This is a genomic window from Streptomyces sp. AN091965 (genome assembly GCF_022698285.1).
GTDB lineage: Bacteria > Actinomycetota > Actinomycetes > Streptomycetales > Streptomycetaceae > Streptomyces.
Genome location: NZ_JALDMY010000001.1, coordinates 3,103,039 through 3,118,084 on the forward strand (window position 1 = coordinate 3,103,039; position 15,046 = coordinate 3,118,084).

Here is a 15,046-nt window from a genome sequence, read left to right on the forward strand (position 1 = left end):
CTCGGTGTGGGAGGCCGTCGCCTATGGGTGGCGGCCTTCGTCGTCGGTGTAGCGGTGTGGCGTTGAGGGCGGCCGCGGGAGGGTCAGGGTGGCGAGGGCGCCCTGGGGGGTCGCGTTCGTCAGGGTGAGGTGGGCGTTGAGGACTCGGGTGTGACCGGTGGCGATGGTCAGGCCGAGGCCGTGGCCGTGGCCGCGTTCGGCGGCGGCGGTGTGGAAGCGCTGCGGGCCGTGGCGGAGCAGGTCCTCGGGGAAGCCGGGGCCGTGGTCGCGTACGGCGATGGTCGTGCCGTCGACGGTGACCTCCACCGGGGTCCCGCCGTGGCGGTGGGCGTTGAGGACCAGGTTGGTGACGACGCGGTCGAGGCGGCGCGGATCGGTCTCGGCCACGGGGCGGCCGACGACGGTGACGGTGACGTGGTCCGCCAGGCCCGCCCTGCGCACGGACTCCGTCACCAGCTCGCCGAGCGGCACCGGCTGGACGTCGGCCCGCTCCGCGCCCGCGTCGAGGCGCGAGATCTCCAGGAGGTCGTCCACCAGGCCGCGCAGCACCCGCACCCGGTCCCGGACCAGGTCGGTGGCCTCGCTCTCGGACAGCAGCGAGGCCGAGGTGACGAGCCCGGTCAGGGGCGTGCGCAGCTCGTGGGCGACGTCCGCGGTGAAGCGCTGCTCGCCGCGCAGCCGCTCCTGGAGCGCGTCCGCCATGTGGTCCACGGCCGAGGAGATCTCGCTGATCTCGTCATGGCCGCGGCCTTCGGTACGCGCGTCGAGGTCGCCGTGCCGGATGCGGCGGGCCGTCCCCGCGACGCGCCGCAGGCGTCGCAGGACCAGTTCGGCGGCGAGCAGCGTGAGGGGGACGACGACGGCCAGCGTGGCGATGGCCGCGTACCGGATGTGCCGGTCGAGGGCTTCGAGGCTGAGCTGCTCGCCGACCATGTCGACGCGGACGGCGAGCACGGTCCCGTCGGCCCGCCCCGCCGCCCACATGGCGGGCCCTTGCAGCGGATTGCGGGTGTCGTACCAGGTCACAGGCGTGGAGGAAGAGCCGAGGCGGTCCAGCAGCGGGTCGGGCACCTCGTCGCCGACGATGTAGTCCGGGCGTCCCCGCAGGCCGGAGCTGTCGGGCTGCTCACCGAGGAACTCGGCCTTGGCCAGCTCGAATTCGCGCGCGGCCGTGCCGCGGCCGATGCCCAGCGCGCGCTCCTCGGTGCGCTGGTGCACCAGCACCCCGATGCCGACGGCCATCGCGCAGGCCGCGGCGGCGACCCCGGCGGCGATCTTCCAGCGCAGCGAGCGGGGGTCGACGAAGCGCAGGAGCGCGCGGCGGTCACGGACCGCGTCACGTGCCACGTCAGCGCCGGAACTTGTAGCCGAAACCGCGCGCGGTCTCGATGTGGTCGGCGCCGATCTTCTTGCGCAGCCGCTGCACCGCCAGGTCGACGACCCGGCTGTCGCCCTCCCAGCCGTAGTCCCACACGGTGCGCAGCAGCCGCTGCCGCTCCAGGACGATTCCGGGCGCGGCCACGAATTCGAGGAGCAGCCGCAGTTCGGTGGGGGTGAGCGCCACCGGGCTTCCGCCGATGCGCACTTCCAGGCCCCGGGTGTCGACGGTGAGGTCCCGGAAGGTGAGCACCCCGCCGTCGTCGGCCGTCTCGGGCGCGGCCGCGGAGAACGTGGCCCGGCGCAGCAGCATGCGGATGCGTGCCACCAGGACCGTGGTGTCGACGGGCTTGACGACGTAGTCGTCAGCGCCCGCTTCGAGTCCGGCCACGACGTCCAGCGCGTCGCCCCGGGCGGACATCATCAGGATCGGGGCCTGGCTCGTCTCACGGATCCTGCGGCACAGCCCGATCCCGTCGAGGAAGGGCAGCATCACGTCGAGCAGCAGCAGGTCGTGCTGCCCGTCCCGGAACATCTCCAGGCCCGTCAGCCCGTCCGGCGCCGCGGCCACCTGGTAGCCGTAGCGCTCCAGGACCATGCCGACGGACCTGCGGATCGTCTCGTCGTCCTCGACCAGCAGGATGCGGACGCCGGCGGTGGCGCCGCCACGGTTCTGTCCCATCAGGTCACCCTAGATCGTTTCCGCGGCGCCGATCGACCGGTCGCGTCGGCGCGGAGGCCGTTCACAGCCGGAAGGAGGCCGCGACCGGCAGATGGTCGCTTCCCGTGCGCGGCAGGGTCCAGGCCGACACCGGCGTGACCCCGCGCGCGAGGACCTGGTCGAGCCGGACCACCGGGAACGCGGCGGGCCAGCTGAAACCGAAGCCCTGCCCCGCCTCCTCCTGCGCCGACCTGAGCCGGGAGGTCAGCGGCCGCAGCGCGCGGTCGTCGGTGGTGCCGTTGAGGTCGCCCACGACGACGACCCGGGGCAGTTTCTCCTCGCGTACGAAACCGGCGAGCCGCGCGGCCGCCTCGTTGCGCTTCTCCGTGGCGAATCCGCTGCTCGGGTGCACACGGATGGACGCGAGATGGGCGACGTACACGGCGAGCGGCCCCTTGGGGGTGTCGACGGTGGCCCGCAGGGCGCGGGTCCACGGCATGATCGCGAGGGGCTCCGCGGCACGGAGCGGACGCTTGCTCCACAGCCCGACGGACTCCCGTACCGCGTGGTACGGATAGGCGTCGGCCAGGGTCCGCTCGTACACCGGGGCGGTGCGCGAGGTCAGCTCCTGCAGGGCGATGACGTCGGCGCCCGAGGCGGCGAGGTCGCGGGCGGTGCGCTTCGGGTCGGGGTTGCCGTCGTGGACGTTGTGGCTGACCACGGACAGGTCCCCGCCCGTGGAGCTCTTGTCGAGGACCGTACCGGCGAACAGGGAGCACCAGACGATGGCCGTGAGCGCGACCGCGGCGCAGGCCACGGCGGACCGGCGCAGCAGGGCCGCCGCCAGCAGGACCGGCACGCTCACCCCGAGCCAGGGCAGGAAGGTCTCAAGGAGGCTGCCGGCGTTCCCGAGGGTGTTGGGCACGAGCGAGTGCCCGAGCATGAGCAGCGCGACGAACACGGCGAGCGCGGCCACGATCCACCCGGCCCGGTCGGAACGACTGCCTCCGGCCGGGGCTTCGGTGCGCTCGGACAACTGGGCCTGGACTTCGGCACACTCGGCCAACTCGGCCTGGGATCCGGCACGCTCGGGCAGCTCGGCCTGACCGTCGGCCCGTGGGGGCAACAGGCTCACGTCCGCACCAGCTCTCCGCCACGCAGCGCGGCCGGAAGGCCCGTCCGTACGGCCTCGATCAGTGCGCCGCTCTTCTCCAGGGCGGCGTCCAGACCCTCCGCGGGGGTGGTGCGGGCGCGCTGGCCGAGGACGACGCCGAGCACGAGGTGCCGCCGCGCGCCGGAGGTCACTTCCGCGGCCCACATGAGGTTGCCGCCCGCAGGGGTGCTCGACCCGGTCTTGAGCCCGATCACCCCGGGCTCGTCGAGGAGGCGGTTGGTGTTGGTGACGGTGCCGGGCACCCCCGGCACCGTCGTGCTGCGCAGCGCCACCACGGCCCGCAGCACGGGCTCCTTCATCGCCTGCCGGGCGAGCTTGAGCTGGTCGTCGGCGGTGCTCCTGGTGCTCGCCTCGAATCCGCTGGCGCCGGTGTAGGTCGTACGGTCCATGCCGAGCCGCGTGGCGGCGCGGTTCATCTTCGCGACGAACGCCTTCTCGCTGCCGGCGTCCCAGCGGGCGAGCAGCCTGGCGACGTTGTTGCCGGAGGGCAGCAGCAACAGTTCCAGGAGCTGACGCTGGGTGGGCCGCCGCCCTTCGCGGAGCGGGGCGGTCGACTCGTCGAGCGAGTGGGACTCCTCGGCGGCGGTCGCGTCGACGGTGATCCGCGGCCCTTGCTCCCCGGCCGCCAGCGGGTTCTCCTTGAGGATCACGTACGCGGTCATGACCTTGGTGACGCTCGCGATCGGCACCGGCTCGCTCCCGCCCGTACTGCCGAGGCTGCCGACGCCCTCCACCGCGATGCTCGTCTGCCCCTCCCGGGGCCACGGCAGGTCGAGCCGCTCGGCGACCGCGGCGGCCCCGCGCGGCCGCGGGTCCACGCCGCCCTCGTCCCGGGCGAAGCCGAACCACCCTCCGACACCGACGACGGCCAGCAGCGCGGTGCCTCCGCACGCAGCCCCGACGCCCCGCATCCGACGACCCCTCACCGCAAGCACCCCTCCACGACCGGCACGTGCGGTGATCTCCGCACGTCACCAAGGTTTGACGGAGAGCGCATCCAACCGATCAGGGCCGTGCATCCGGTGGCCCGCGAAAATGTGTCATCCAGGTATCAGCCGTCGCGGCCGGGGTCGGGAGCCGGAGACGCACCGGATGTCCTCCGCGCGGGCCGGAAGGCCCCGGCCTCGCCGTCGCCGGTATCCACCCGGCCACGGTGCTGCTCTCTCCAAGCCCTACGTGGAAAGGCGATCGTTCGCGCGGAGGTCGAATTCGCGATCGAGCGGGAGATTCCGGCGGACGTGCACGCCGCGTACGGATCCCTCGTGCGGGACGGCTTCGCCAAGGGCGGGGGCAGCACACCGCGATGCGTATCCAATTCGCACCAGCAGGGCGGCCGGGCGGCCGTGCGGGATCCCGGCCAGGCATCGGAGACCACGGGTGAATCGACTGGTCAGCCGGGGCAGCCCTCCCAGGCGGTTCCACCACGAACAGGGGTCAACCCATGCGAAAATCCCACACGATCGACATCACCGCGGGCAGGTGCGGCGCCCTGTCGCGCTCGGGAGGGGAGCCCCAGCATGGCCTTGCCGTCGTCCAAGTCGAAGTGGCCCACCTTGCCCGACTACGTCCATGACTGGGCGCTGGTGGACGTGGAGACCTCCGGGCTGAGGCCCGGCCACGACCGCATCCTGTCCCTCGCTGTCATCACCCTGGACGGGGTCGGCCGGCAGACGGGTGAGTTCTCCACGCTCCTCAACCCCGGGTGTGACCCGGGCCCGGTGCACATCCACGGCCTCACCCCCGCCCGGCTGTCCGGGGCGCCGGTCTTCGAGGACATCGCGCCGCAGGTGGGGGCACTGCTGAGCAGCCGCGTCCTGGTGGCCCACAATGCGCAGTTCGACTACGACTTCCTGGCCCACGAGTTCGCCCGCGCCCGTTCCTGGGTGCCGGTGAACAGCCGCCTGTGCACGCTGTCCCTCAACCGCCTGGTCGCGCCCGCGACGCCCGACCTCAAGCTGGGCACGCTGGCCGCGCACTACGGCGTGCTCCAGGAGCGGGCCCATGACGCGCAGGACGACGTACGGGTGCTCTCCGGCATCCTGCGGGGTTCGCTGAGCGCCGCCGAGCGGCTGGGGCTGCCCCTGCCGCTCCTGACCTGCCCTCCGCGCCAGGACTACAAGCCCTACGTCCCCAAGACCCCGTGCGCCTACCGCAATCCGGGCCGACTGGGGGAAGGCGGTCCGCTGGTCCAGGGGATGAAGGTCGCCGTCACCGGGGAGACCCAGGTCGCCCGCGAAGAGCTGACCGCCCGTTCGGTGGCGGCCGGGCTCAATGTGATGACCTCGGTCAGCGGTCTGACCAGCGTCGTGGTGACCAACGACCCCGGCGGCGCGTCCGGCAAGCTGCGCCGCGCCGCGGCCGAGGGGGTCCCCCTCGTGGATGAGCCGACCTATCTGCGACTGCTGGACGATGTGCGGCCCGGCCAAGCCAAGGGCACGGCCCGCGTCAGTGCCGCGAGACAGCGGACCGAGGCCTCGGCGACCTCCGGGGCGGCCAAGCAGCCCGCTCCTGCGCCGAGCATTCCCACACAGCGCACGGTCGCCCCCGCAGCCACGGCGGGCCAGCCGCTGGCCGGACGCCGGGTCCTGGTTCTGGGCGGAACGCACGATGAGGCCGTGGCGGCGCGCTCCCGTGCGCTCTCGCTCGGTGCCTCCGCCGCGGTCAACCTGTCCGCCAGCGTCACCGACGTCGTGGTCCTCGCCGGTGGCGAAGCGGACCGGCGCTTGAGCCGCATCACCACCCTGGGCCTGCGCGTGCACGACGGTGACTGGCTCGTCTCACCCGCCGCCGCGGCCCCGCAGGGCACGGAGGAGACCGCGTCCGAGGCGGTGGACCTGCTGGTCCGAGGCGCCGTCATCGACCTGCCCCACGCCGGCGCGGCGTGGACGGTGGCCGCCACCTGGAGTCAGCACGCCGCGTGTGAGGTGGATGTCGTCGCCTTCGCGCTCGACGCCCAGGAGCAGGTGGCGGGCGACGAGGACTTCGTCTTCTACGGCGCGCCCGAGCATCCGGACGGCACGCTGCGACTGGCCTTGGACGGGCCCACGGAGCAGGCCGTCACTGCCGACCTCGGGCGGCTGCCCCTGGAGGTCCACCGGGTCGTCGTCGCCGCCGCGATCGACGGCGCCGCGACGTTCTCCGACGTCGGCGCCATCGAGGTCACCGCCAGCCACGGGATCGGTGCGGCCTCGACGGCCCGAGCCACGCTGGACGCCGCCACCACCGAGCGCACCATGATCCTCGCCGAGATCTACCGCCGCGGCGACGGCTGGCGGCTGCGGGCCGTGGGGCAGGGCTACGACCACGGCCTGGCCGACCTGGCTCGTGGCTACGGCGTCGATGTCGCCGACTGATCGACGTTCGGAGACGCAGTCGGGCACTGGGTAGAACACGGAATCAAAAATCGCGGACGCCATGTCATCAGAACGGCGCTGCCGCACCTCTCTTGTACGAACGGCCACCGCGCCCCTCAGCGCCCTCGGCCACACCCCAAGGGAGGGAGAACGATGGAGTTCGCCGCTGCACTCTTGTCCGCGGTAGTCCCGCTGACCCCGGCACTCAAGGGCTGGCTCGAGAGCGTGGCCCAGCGCAACCGGTCCGCGGCCCGAGCCGAGATCATCCGGGCCCGGTCGGAAGGCACGGGAGAGCCGCGGAGCACTCGGTCGGAGCGCGGGGCGGGCGATGACTGAGCAGGAGGCAGCGACCGCCGACGACTTGGCCGTCCTGTACGCGAAGCACCAGCACGCCTTGGTGGGCATCGCCCGGCGCGCCCTTGACTCCCGCGCCGTGCCGGAGTCCGTCGTCTCCGCGGAGGACCTCGTGCAGAACGCCTTCGCCAAGGCCCTGCGCAACCCTTCCACCATCGAGTACCCGCTCAGTTACGTACGCGCGATCATCCTTACCGAAGCGGCCAGTTGGGCCCGGAAGCAGGCGAGTCACAGCCGAGGGGAAGCCCGTCGCACAGCTGACCCCCTGCGGTTCGACCCCGTGCAGTCCCCGGACTGCGCCGCGCTGATCGCCAACCGCTGCGCCGTCGAAAGAGCCCTGGCCGGACTGCCCCGCTCACAGCGCACTGCCGTATGGGCAACGAAGGCGCTCGGCCTCACCCGGGACGAGACCGCCATCCTCATGGACAGGGCCCCGGGGACGGTGGCCACTCATATCTCCCGTGGCATGGCCCTCCTCAGGGCGAGTCTCGGTGCCGCTGTGGTCACCGCCATCGTGTATGTGGCAGGTCGTATCGAGAGCCCACGGCACGGCGCTGATCCGGCGAGGAACCGTATGGAAGAAGGGGAGGACGCGCTCCCCGCCCGATGGTGGCGCGAGGGTCGCGCCTTGGTGGCCTTGCTGCATGAGTGCTGGCCGACAGGCGCTCTCTCGCTCGTCGTTGGGTGCTGTCTCCTCTGGTACGTCCGACAGCGCTGCGCCACCGGTCCAGAGTCGTTCGTCGGCAGGTGGTGGAGCCTATGGAGAACCCGGCGGGTGTGGTCGAAGGCCACGAGCCTGGTAGGGGTACCCTTCAACGCGCTCAGCTTCACCCGCGACACCATCGTCTTCACCGTCCCGAGCGGCACGAGTCGCGACACCGTGTCAGAAGGCATGCAGTCGGTGTCCCGCTGCATGGCGAGAAGACTCGGCCGCAGCGTCGACCTCAAGCTGTCCGAGCACCCTCCGGACGAACCGTCCCGCACCCCCAATACCCGTCTGCGAGACCTCTTCGGTCTGACCGGCTGGTCCAGGAGCGAACTCGCCGGGCTGGTGAACCGGCAGGCGGCCGCGATGGGTCATCCGCAGCTGGCCACCGACACCTCACGGGTGCGGCGCTGGATCGACATGGGAGAGATCCCGCGCGATCCCGTGCCACGGGTCCTGGCGGTCCTGTTCACCGAGCGTCTCGGCCGTGTCGTGACCATCGAGGACCTCGGTCTGGTCCGGCACGGGCGCGTAGGCAAACAGCGCGCCGACGGGAGCGTGGAGCACCCGGACGGCGTGCCGTGGGCGCCCGAGCGAACCGCCGCGGTCCTCACCGAATTCACGGGAATGGACCTCATGCTCAACCGACGCGGCTTGGTGGGCGCGGGTGCCGCGCTCGCCGCCGGCTCCGCACTCACCAGCGCCATGCACGACTGGCTGCACAGCGGACCTGGCGGCCCACCGGCCTCGAGGCAACCCACCCGTCACACCACCGCGCAAGCCCATCGGATCCTGGACATCGTCATGCGATCGCCTTCTGGCGCGGTGTCCCCCACGCACATCGCGCGCTCCTTGAAGGAGTTCGGCACGACCGAAGCAGCAGCTCTTTCGATGCTGATCCACCAAGGTCACCTACGACGGCTCCCGGACGGCACGTACACCGCTGGACGGCACTTGGGCCCGTCAGCGTCCTCGCCGGGGGTACGACTGTCCGTCGACATCCGCGCTACGTCTGCTGCCCACCGCGCAGAAGGGGTGGACTGAGCAGCCATGCGTCTCCCCGGCGGTAGAGCGCGGCAGGGCGCCCGGTGGGGGGAAGGCGTTGCTCTCCTGTCGGCTCGACGAATCCCGCCATCTTGATCACTTTACGGCGGAAGTTGCTCGGATCAAGGACCTGCCCCCAGATGACCTCGTACACCGTGCGCAGCTCGCTCAAGGTGAAGACATCTCCGCAGAATGCCGTAGCTACGGCTGTGTACTCGAGCTTCCTACGGACCTCTTCCACGGCGTCGGAGAGGATGTCCATGTGATCGAAGGCCAACCCCTGCGCACTGTCCGTAAGTCGAGAGACAGGTGACCAGTAGGCGCGCTCAGCGTCGGTACCGCCCACGGGAGCGGGAAGATCCGGTCCCAGCGCCAGATAGGCGATGGTGACCACCCTTCCCCTCGGGTCGCGCCGAGGATCTCCGTAGGCACCCAGCTGCTCCAGGTGCAGTCGGCTGCCGTCGACGCTCGCCTCCTCCCAGAGCTCACGCAGCGCCCCTTCACGCAGGGTCTCCCTCTTCTGGACGTATCCACCGGGCAGCGCAGGACGGCCGCGGAACGGCTCCACCCCTCGCTCGACCAGGAGAACCATCAACTGGTTGTCCCGGACCGTGAAGATCGTCAGATCCACCGTCACCCACGACGCTTCCACCTCCACGGAGTCCTTCAGCCAGTCATCCACTAGAGCCCCTAAAGGTCATATTGACCTGAACACGTTCAGCACTTATGGTCATATCAACCTTAACCCTACAGGCGGGGGTAGAGCGTGATCACTTCCGATGCGCCACCGCTGGCCGAGGAAGCCACTGGCGGGGCGACCGCCGCCACACGTCACTTATGCGCCGGCGTGTATGTGGACGAACGATTCCGTGACCTCGTGATCGACGAGGTGTGCACCGCCACTCACCGAAGAGTCGCTCCGTCCTACGGATTCGACATCGTTCCGGTGATGCACCACGCATGGCTGGCCGCGGCGCTGAGCTCGTCGCTCCGCACGGCGGTCGCGGGGGCCGCGATCCTTCCGGCCCTCGCGGGTGCCATGACCACCACCGTCCTGGTCACCTGCGGCCTCGCGCTCTTATGGCTGCTCCACGTCGCGATCCTGCTCCGGGACACCGAACCGGAACCCCGGCTCCAGCCGAACTCCAGGCGGCGCGGCCTGACCTCGGCGCGACGGCAGTTGACCCTGCTCACCCTGGTCTTCACGTGGAAGTACTCGGGCAGGATCAAGCACTCGGAGAAGACGCGCGCGTTCAGACAACTCGGCGTCTCCGCACTTGCCGTGATGCTGACCGGGCTGTCCGTGGCGGTCTTCTTCCCGGTCCACGTCACGTCCGCCCTCTGCTCGGCGGGAGCAATCGTGCTCGCGTGCCTGACCGTCGGGGCCACGCGCCAGGTGATGCTGAACCGCATCCTGCGAGCCGAGGACCTCAGGCCGCGACAGTTGTCCCGGCGACAACGCGTGGCGGATGAACAGCAGAGTCACGCCTGTGCCGTGTACCGACGCCCTCGCCACAGCGAGGACGAGGACGACCTCGCCCGGTTCACGCTCTTCGGCGACGAGTCACCGTTCGTCGGTGCGGGAGAACTCGTCTATCAGTGGAACCCACCGATCTGCATCCAGTTGCTGCGCCCCGGCGACGACAAGACACCGCTTCATGAGCGCGAACACCCCGTGCCTCCCTTTCAGGCCCACGAGTTGGTCGAGCATTTGCGAAAGGCCGTCCAGGAGTTGGACACCGACAACGGGGAGGTCCGGCTCCCCGTGGAGGTCCGGGACCGCGTGTACGTCGCGGAGACCGACGTGGCAGCGGATCGCGCGCTCCTGCCGCCTCGCATCGGCGAGACCGACATGCACGCCATCATCAACACCCCGGGGTCCAAGCAGCACCACTTCCTCGAGATCACCACGCCCATGGAGGGAGGGGAGTTCGTCGCGACCGTTCTGCTGCGCGTCAATCTGCAAGGGCGGACCCTGAGCATCTCCACAGCAGCGTGCGTCCTCGCCCACACACCCCGGTCCTTCCAGCACACAGAAGAGTTCGGTCAGAACGGCACCACCGCTGTCATCTGGGCGGCGCTCAGGGAACTGTCCGCACTGCCGAGGGAGATATCGCGCTTGTGGCGGGTCCTCCGCTACTCCTACGTCCTGGGAAAGGCCGCGCTGCTCCCCCGCGACCTCACCTCGACGCCAATCCGCAACGTCCTGATCGGCACGCGCATCAGCACCCGGGAGGAAGCGGCTCAAGCGTGGTCGAAGGTTCAGCTGGAGAAGAGCGACATCCTGGGCCGGATGAAAACCATAGAGCGGCGACTCCTGCGGGCCGCCAGCGACTACTTGCATGACAAGGACGTGGACATCTCAGAGTTCACCGACCGCGCCCTCAACATCATCAACAGCGGGATCTTCAACTTCGGCGACAACAACACCTTCAGCAACAACGCAGTTGGCGACGCGGCTCAGGTCAGCGGCTCAGGAAACCAATCGGCAGGCCAGAACAACCGAGAGAGCGGAGGAACCCCGTGACCACCAATCGGGGCATCACCAACTACGGAAACAACAACACGTTCAGCAACAACGCTATCGGTGAACGAGCCCAGGTCTCCGTGGGTGCGCCATCTCAAGGATCCGGGACCGCCTTGGGCGAGGAGGTCTCCGCGTGGGACATCGGAGTGGTCACGATCCTCAGCGAGGAACTCCAGGCCGTCAGATACTCGCTGAACCTGGAACGCCACAAAGAGCCGAGCGGCTTGTACTTCTACCGCGGAACCTACAGCATGCCAAGCAAGGATCTCCGTGTCGTAGCCACGCAGAGCCAGAGCCAGGGACAGCGGTCGGCCATGGGCGCACTGGAGAACCTGCGCCGTCACTACAACCCGCGCCTATGGGCGTTGGTCGGCGTGGGCGGTGGCATCCATGACGAGCACGCCCGCATAGGAAACGTGATCGTCTCCACCGACGTCATCTACTACGAGAACCGCAAGATCAATGGCAAGGGTGACGTGCGCCGCCGAGGGGAGCACCGGCAGGCGCCGGCACCGGTCGTCCACGCGGTGAACGCCTATTTCGCGGACAATGGAACTCCCGCACGCATCCACGGCCAGACCCCACCGCACGCGTCAGAAGAGTTCTCCGTCTACCCGGGCCTGATCGGGTCGGGCGAAGCAGTGATCGCGGACCGCGAGAGTGATATTCGGCAGTTCCTCACGGGCTATCACGAGAAGGTCCTGGCGGTGGACATGGAAGCCGGTGGCCTGAGTCAGTACTGGCAGGAGCATTCCATCCACGGGGAGAACAACCCTGGCTGGGTGGTCGTGCGCGGCGTTTCCGACAACGCCGACGAGAAGAAGGGCCACGGGTTCCATGACCTCGCGGCACGCAATGCCGCTCATGTCCTGCGAGAACTGGTGCCCTACCTCTGCTGACCGAGAAGCGCCCGCAAGCTCGTGACGACTCGGACAGGGAGGAAGCACACATGACGGCTTTTGTGTTCGGGATTCTCAGCTCCCTGGCGGCCAGCGGGGTCGTGCTCGTCTTCAGCCTGCTGCGCGGCTCACGCCCCCTGTGGTGGTTGGTCACCGCCTGTTCATGGTTCACGGGAACAGGGCTCGGGCGCGTGTACCAGCATCAGTCTTCCGCCGAGCAGGACATCGAGCGGGAGCTGGGCCAGGCCCGCTGGATCAAGATCCTGGCTGGACGTGGAAACGTCCTCACTCGCGAGACGTTCTCGCCACTGTGGTCGGGCGAGCTGTCCCTGGAGTCGGTGCAGATCCTCCTGCCCGACCCCAGCACACGGACTGACTCATGGCTGGACCGACGCTCGCACGACGTGTGCCGCTTCGACCCCGGCTTCACTCCACGCCTGCTCAGGAGCCAGGTGCAGACGAACATCGACTATCTCGTGCAGGCATCGCGAACACAAAGCAACTTCGAGCTCCACAGTTTCAATTTGCCCAATACCTGCCGGGTGATCGTGACGGACCGAGGCGCCTACATCACCTTCTACAGCCGCTCCGCTCACGGCGGAAATTCCCCATGCCTATATGCGCGCACACCCGGGTTTCTATACGCTTTCGCCTTACAGCAGTTCGATGCGACTTGGGCCGGCAGCTCGCCTGTATCCACTGCGCCGTAGCGCTATGCGGTGGAGGTCCACCCCTCCGGTCGGTGGATTGCTCGATGCGCCGGCTCGGGTATTTGATGACCACCCAGATCAGGTGGCGGGCCCCGGCCGACGAGAACCTGGCGGCCATGGCCTGACGAAGCTCAAGGTTCTGAGTGACGATCAAGTCTGCTGCCACCGCGGTGCTTCTTTCCGTCACGGTGGGCCTGGCCGTGTCCGCCACCGCTTCCGCGGTGGCCCGGCGCAGGAACACCACATCGCGAACTGCTACTTCGACAAGTCCTAGAAGGGCCAGGAGAAGGAGAAGCACTGCGAGGCCCTCGAAGGTCGGCCGATGACAAAGGCCGCCAAGGAGATCGCCGTGAACGTCGCCGGGGCCGGGGCCGGGGCCGGGGCCGGGGCCGGGGCCGGGGCCGCCGGATGCCTGTCCAGCATGGTGAAGTGAGCCCACCCGTGTACGCCAGGAATGCCCTGGCCTGGCGACTTGGGCAGCCGTGCTCGTCCCCTTCGACCGGCTCGTCCCCGTGCCGGGGTGGGCGCGGCTTGCTCTTCGTCGTTGCCACCACCGTCGCCATGGCCCCGCCCTGAACAGGGCGGGGCCGGGAAACCGCGGCTGAGATCAGCCGGGCGTGTGGGCCGAGTGGCCGGTACCAACCGCTCCGGCCACTCGGCCCGCCTCGGCGTACGGGCGCGGGTGATTTCCGGGTTCACACACCTCGGAGCAACCGAGCATCCGGACGCTGAACCGTGATCGAGCCAGTACGTACGGTGACCCCGGGAGGTGCGCCTTGGACGGCAACGAGGAGATGGACGAGGTCGGTTGGGAGGTCGATGCCGACGGTGAGCCCATCGCGATCGCCGAACTCATCGGCCGTCAGATCAAGTTCTGGCGAGTCGCCGCCGGGCTGCGAGCGGTGGAGTTCGCGACCCGCATGGGGTACGGGGAGGACCTGATCCGAACCCGATCAAGGCCGTGGAGGAGGCGAGGGTGCCAGCGGTGAGGGCGACGGCCGCCTCGACCACGTTGTAGGCGATGGTCGCGGCGACCAGGAACCGTATGCGGCGGGTGAGCGCGTCACGACGGGCCGGGCTCGGCCCGAGCGAGAGGGAGACCACGTCAACAACAGCCCTTCGTCTCGGCGTCGGGGCACGTGCGGTCGCTCTCGACGGCGACCACGGCGGCCCGCAGGTCGTCCAGGGCGTGGCCGAGGCGCTCGTCGGCCAGCTCGTAGCGCGTGCGGCGCCCGTCCGGCACCGTGACGACCAGACCGCAGTCACGCAGGCACGCCAGGTGGTTCGACAGCCTCGTACGGGACACGCCGAGCACGTCGGCCAGGTCGGCGGGGTAGGCGGGTGCCTCACGCAGGGCGATGAGGACGCGGCAGCGGATCGGATCGGCGAGCGCACGGCCGAACCGGGCGAGGACCTCGATGTCAGGGGCAACGGTCAGCACCCCATGACCATACATCTGATCCTGAATTCAGGGAATCGTGGACAATCGGGGTCGAGGGCGGGCGCCTAGGCTGATCCGTACGCACCAGCAGGAGGACGACGACGTGGCGGACGGCAGCAGACACCTGGCAGACGACGGCCAGCACCTGGCGGACGCGCAGCGCGCGCACTGGCAGAGCACGTACACCGCGCACCCCGGCATGTACGGCGAGGCACCCTCCGCCCCCGCCGTCCACGCGGCCGCCGCGTTCCGCGCGGCCGGGGCTCGCGACGTGCTCGAACTCGGCGCCGGGCACGGCCGCGACGCCCTGCACTTCGCCCGCGAGGGCTTCACGGTCCGGGCCGCCGACTTCTCCCCCGTCGGTCTTGAGCAGGCGCGCGCCGCGGCACGCGCCCAAGGCGTGGCCGAGCGCGTGACGACCACCGTGCACGACGTGCGGGAACCGCTTCCCCTGCCGGACGCCTCCGTGGACGCGGTGTTCGCGCACATGCTGCTGTGCATGGCGCTGTCCACGAAGGAGATCCACGCCCTGGTGGACGACGTCCGGCGGGTGCTGCGACCCGGCGGGACCTTCGTCTACACGGTGCGGCACACCGGTGACGCGCACTACGGCGCGGGCACGGACCACGGCGACGACATCCACGAACACGGTGGCTTCGCCGTGCACTTCTTCTCCCGCGCCCTGGTCGACGCCCTCGCGGACGGATGGACCCTGGACGAGGTGCACACGTTCGAGGAGGGCGAGCTGCCACGCCGGCTGTGGCGCGTGACGCAGACGTCCCCGGCGCGCCCGGTTTGAC

At 69.8% G+C, this 15,046-nt stretch carries 12 protein-coding genes and 2 pseudogenes; 8 read left to right on the plus strand and 6 right to left on the minus strand.

The features are described 5' to 3' along the window. Positions 1 to 21 precede the first annotated feature (21 nt). The 4 genes from MQV74_RS12990 to MQV74_RS13005 form a co-directional block, all read right to left on the minus strand. Entirely contained in the window at positions 22 to 1,347 is a 1,326-nt protein-coding gene (locus MQV74_RS12990) for a sensor histidine kinase (protein ID WP_242717154.1), read from the minus strand. Between the two features lies 1 nt (position 1,348). After that, positions 1,349 to 2,059, minus strand: coding sequence for a two-component system response regulator CseB (cseB, locus tag MQV74_RS12995; RefSeq protein ID WP_242717156.1), 711 nt, complete (start codon positions 2,057 to 2,059; stop codon positions 1,349 to 1,351). A 61-nt stretch (positions 2,060 to 2,120) separates the two neighbouring features. After that, entirely contained in the window at positions 2,121 to 3,017 is an 897-nt protein-coding gene (locus tag MQV74_RS13000) for an endonuclease/exonuclease/phosphatase family protein (RefSeq protein WP_374120776.1), read from the minus strand. Between the two features lie 152 nt (positions 3,018 to 3,169). Then, positions 3,170 to 4,123, minus strand: coding sequence for a D-alanyl-D-alanine carboxypeptidase family protein (locus tag MQV74_RS13005; protein ID WP_242717160.1), 954 nt, complete (start codon positions 4,121 to 4,123; stop codon positions 3,170 to 3,172). Positions 4,124 to 4,729: 606 nt separating this feature from the next. Between MQV74_RS13005 and MQV74_RS13010 the strand changes: the two genes are divergently transcribed. From MQV74_RS13010 to MQV74_RS13020, 3 genes and pseudogenes are all read left to right on the plus strand, one after another. Next, complete coding sequence (locus MQV74_RS13010; RefSeq protein WP_242717162.1) at positions 4,730 to 6,565, plus strand: TerD family protein; 1,836 nt, start codon at positions 4,730 to 4,732, stop codon at positions 6,563 to 6,565. 328 nt (positions 6,566 to 6,893) lie between these two features. Next, positions 6,894 to 7,385: pseudogene (locus tag MQV74_RS13015) on the plus strand (RNA polymerase sigma factor); the annotation flags it as partial. Positions 7,386 to 7,868: 483 nt separating this feature from the next. Next, a pseudogene (locus tag MQV74_RS13020) lies at positions 7,869 to 8,357 on the plus strand (hypothetical protein); the annotation flags it as partial. 274 nt (positions 8,358 to 8,631) lie between these two features. On the opposite strand, the gene MQV74_RS13025 reads toward MQV74_RS13020, so the two are convergent. After that, complete coding sequence (locus tag MQV74_RS13025; RefSeq protein ID WP_242717164.1) at positions 8,632 to 9,351, minus strand: NUDIX hydrolase; 720 nt, start codon at positions 9,349 to 9,351, stop codon at positions 8,632 to 8,634. 84 nt (positions 9,352 to 9,435) lie between these two features. Here MQV74_RS13025 and MQV74_RS13030 point away from each other — a divergent pair, with 84 nt between their 5' ends. From MQV74_RS13030 to MQV74_RS13045, 4 genes are all read left to right on the plus strand, one after another. Further along, positions 9,436 to 11,196 (plus strand): hypothetical protein, encoded by a 1,761-nt coding sequence (locus tag MQV74_RS13030; protein WP_242717166.1) that lies wholly within the window; start codon positions 9,436 to 9,438, stop codon positions 11,194 to 11,196. After that, positions 11,193 to 12,095 (plus strand): 5'-methylthioadenosine/S-adenosylhomocysteine nucleosidase family protein, encoded by a 903-nt coding sequence (locus MQV74_RS13035; protein WP_242717168.1) that lies wholly within the window; start codon positions 11,193 to 11,195, stop codon positions 12,093 to 12,095. The genes MQV74_RS13030 and MQV74_RS13035 overlap by 4 nt, the downstream gene beginning before the upstream one ends. Positions 12,096 to 12,145: 50 nt before the next feature. Beyond that, positions 12,146 to 12,805, plus strand: coding sequence for a hypothetical protein (locus tag MQV74_RS13040; protein WP_242717170.1), 660 nt, complete (start codon positions 12,146 to 12,148; stop codon positions 12,803 to 12,805). Between the two features lie 776 nt (positions 12,806 to 13,581). Next, complete coding sequence (locus MQV74_RS13045; protein WP_242729397.1) at positions 13,582 to 13,794, plus strand: hypothetical protein; 213 nt, start codon at positions 13,582 to 13,584, stop codon at positions 13,792 to 13,794. Between the two features lie 116 nt (positions 13,795 to 13,910). Here the strand turns inward: MQV74_RS13045 and MQV74_RS13050 are convergent, their stop codons facing one another. Beyond that, positions 13,911 to 14,246 carry an ArsR/SmtB family transcription factor gene (locus tag MQV74_RS13050; RefSeq protein ID WP_242717172.1) on the minus strand — a complete coding sequence of 112 codons (336 nt, stop codon included), beginning with the start codon at positions 14,244 to 14,246 and terminating at the stop codon, positions 13,911 to 13,913. A 103-nt stretch (positions 14,247 to 14,349) separates the two neighbouring features. Between MQV74_RS13050 and MQV74_RS13055 the strand changes: the two genes are divergently transcribed. After that, the gene (locus tag MQV74_RS13055; RefSeq protein WP_374120610.1) at positions 14,350 to 15,045 is read left to right on the plus strand and encodes a class I SAM-dependent methyltransferase; all 696 of its coding nucleotides are present in this window, start codon (positions 14,350 to 14,352) and stop codon (positions 15,043 to 15,045) included. The last annotated feature ends 1 nt before the right edge of the window (position 15,046 follow it).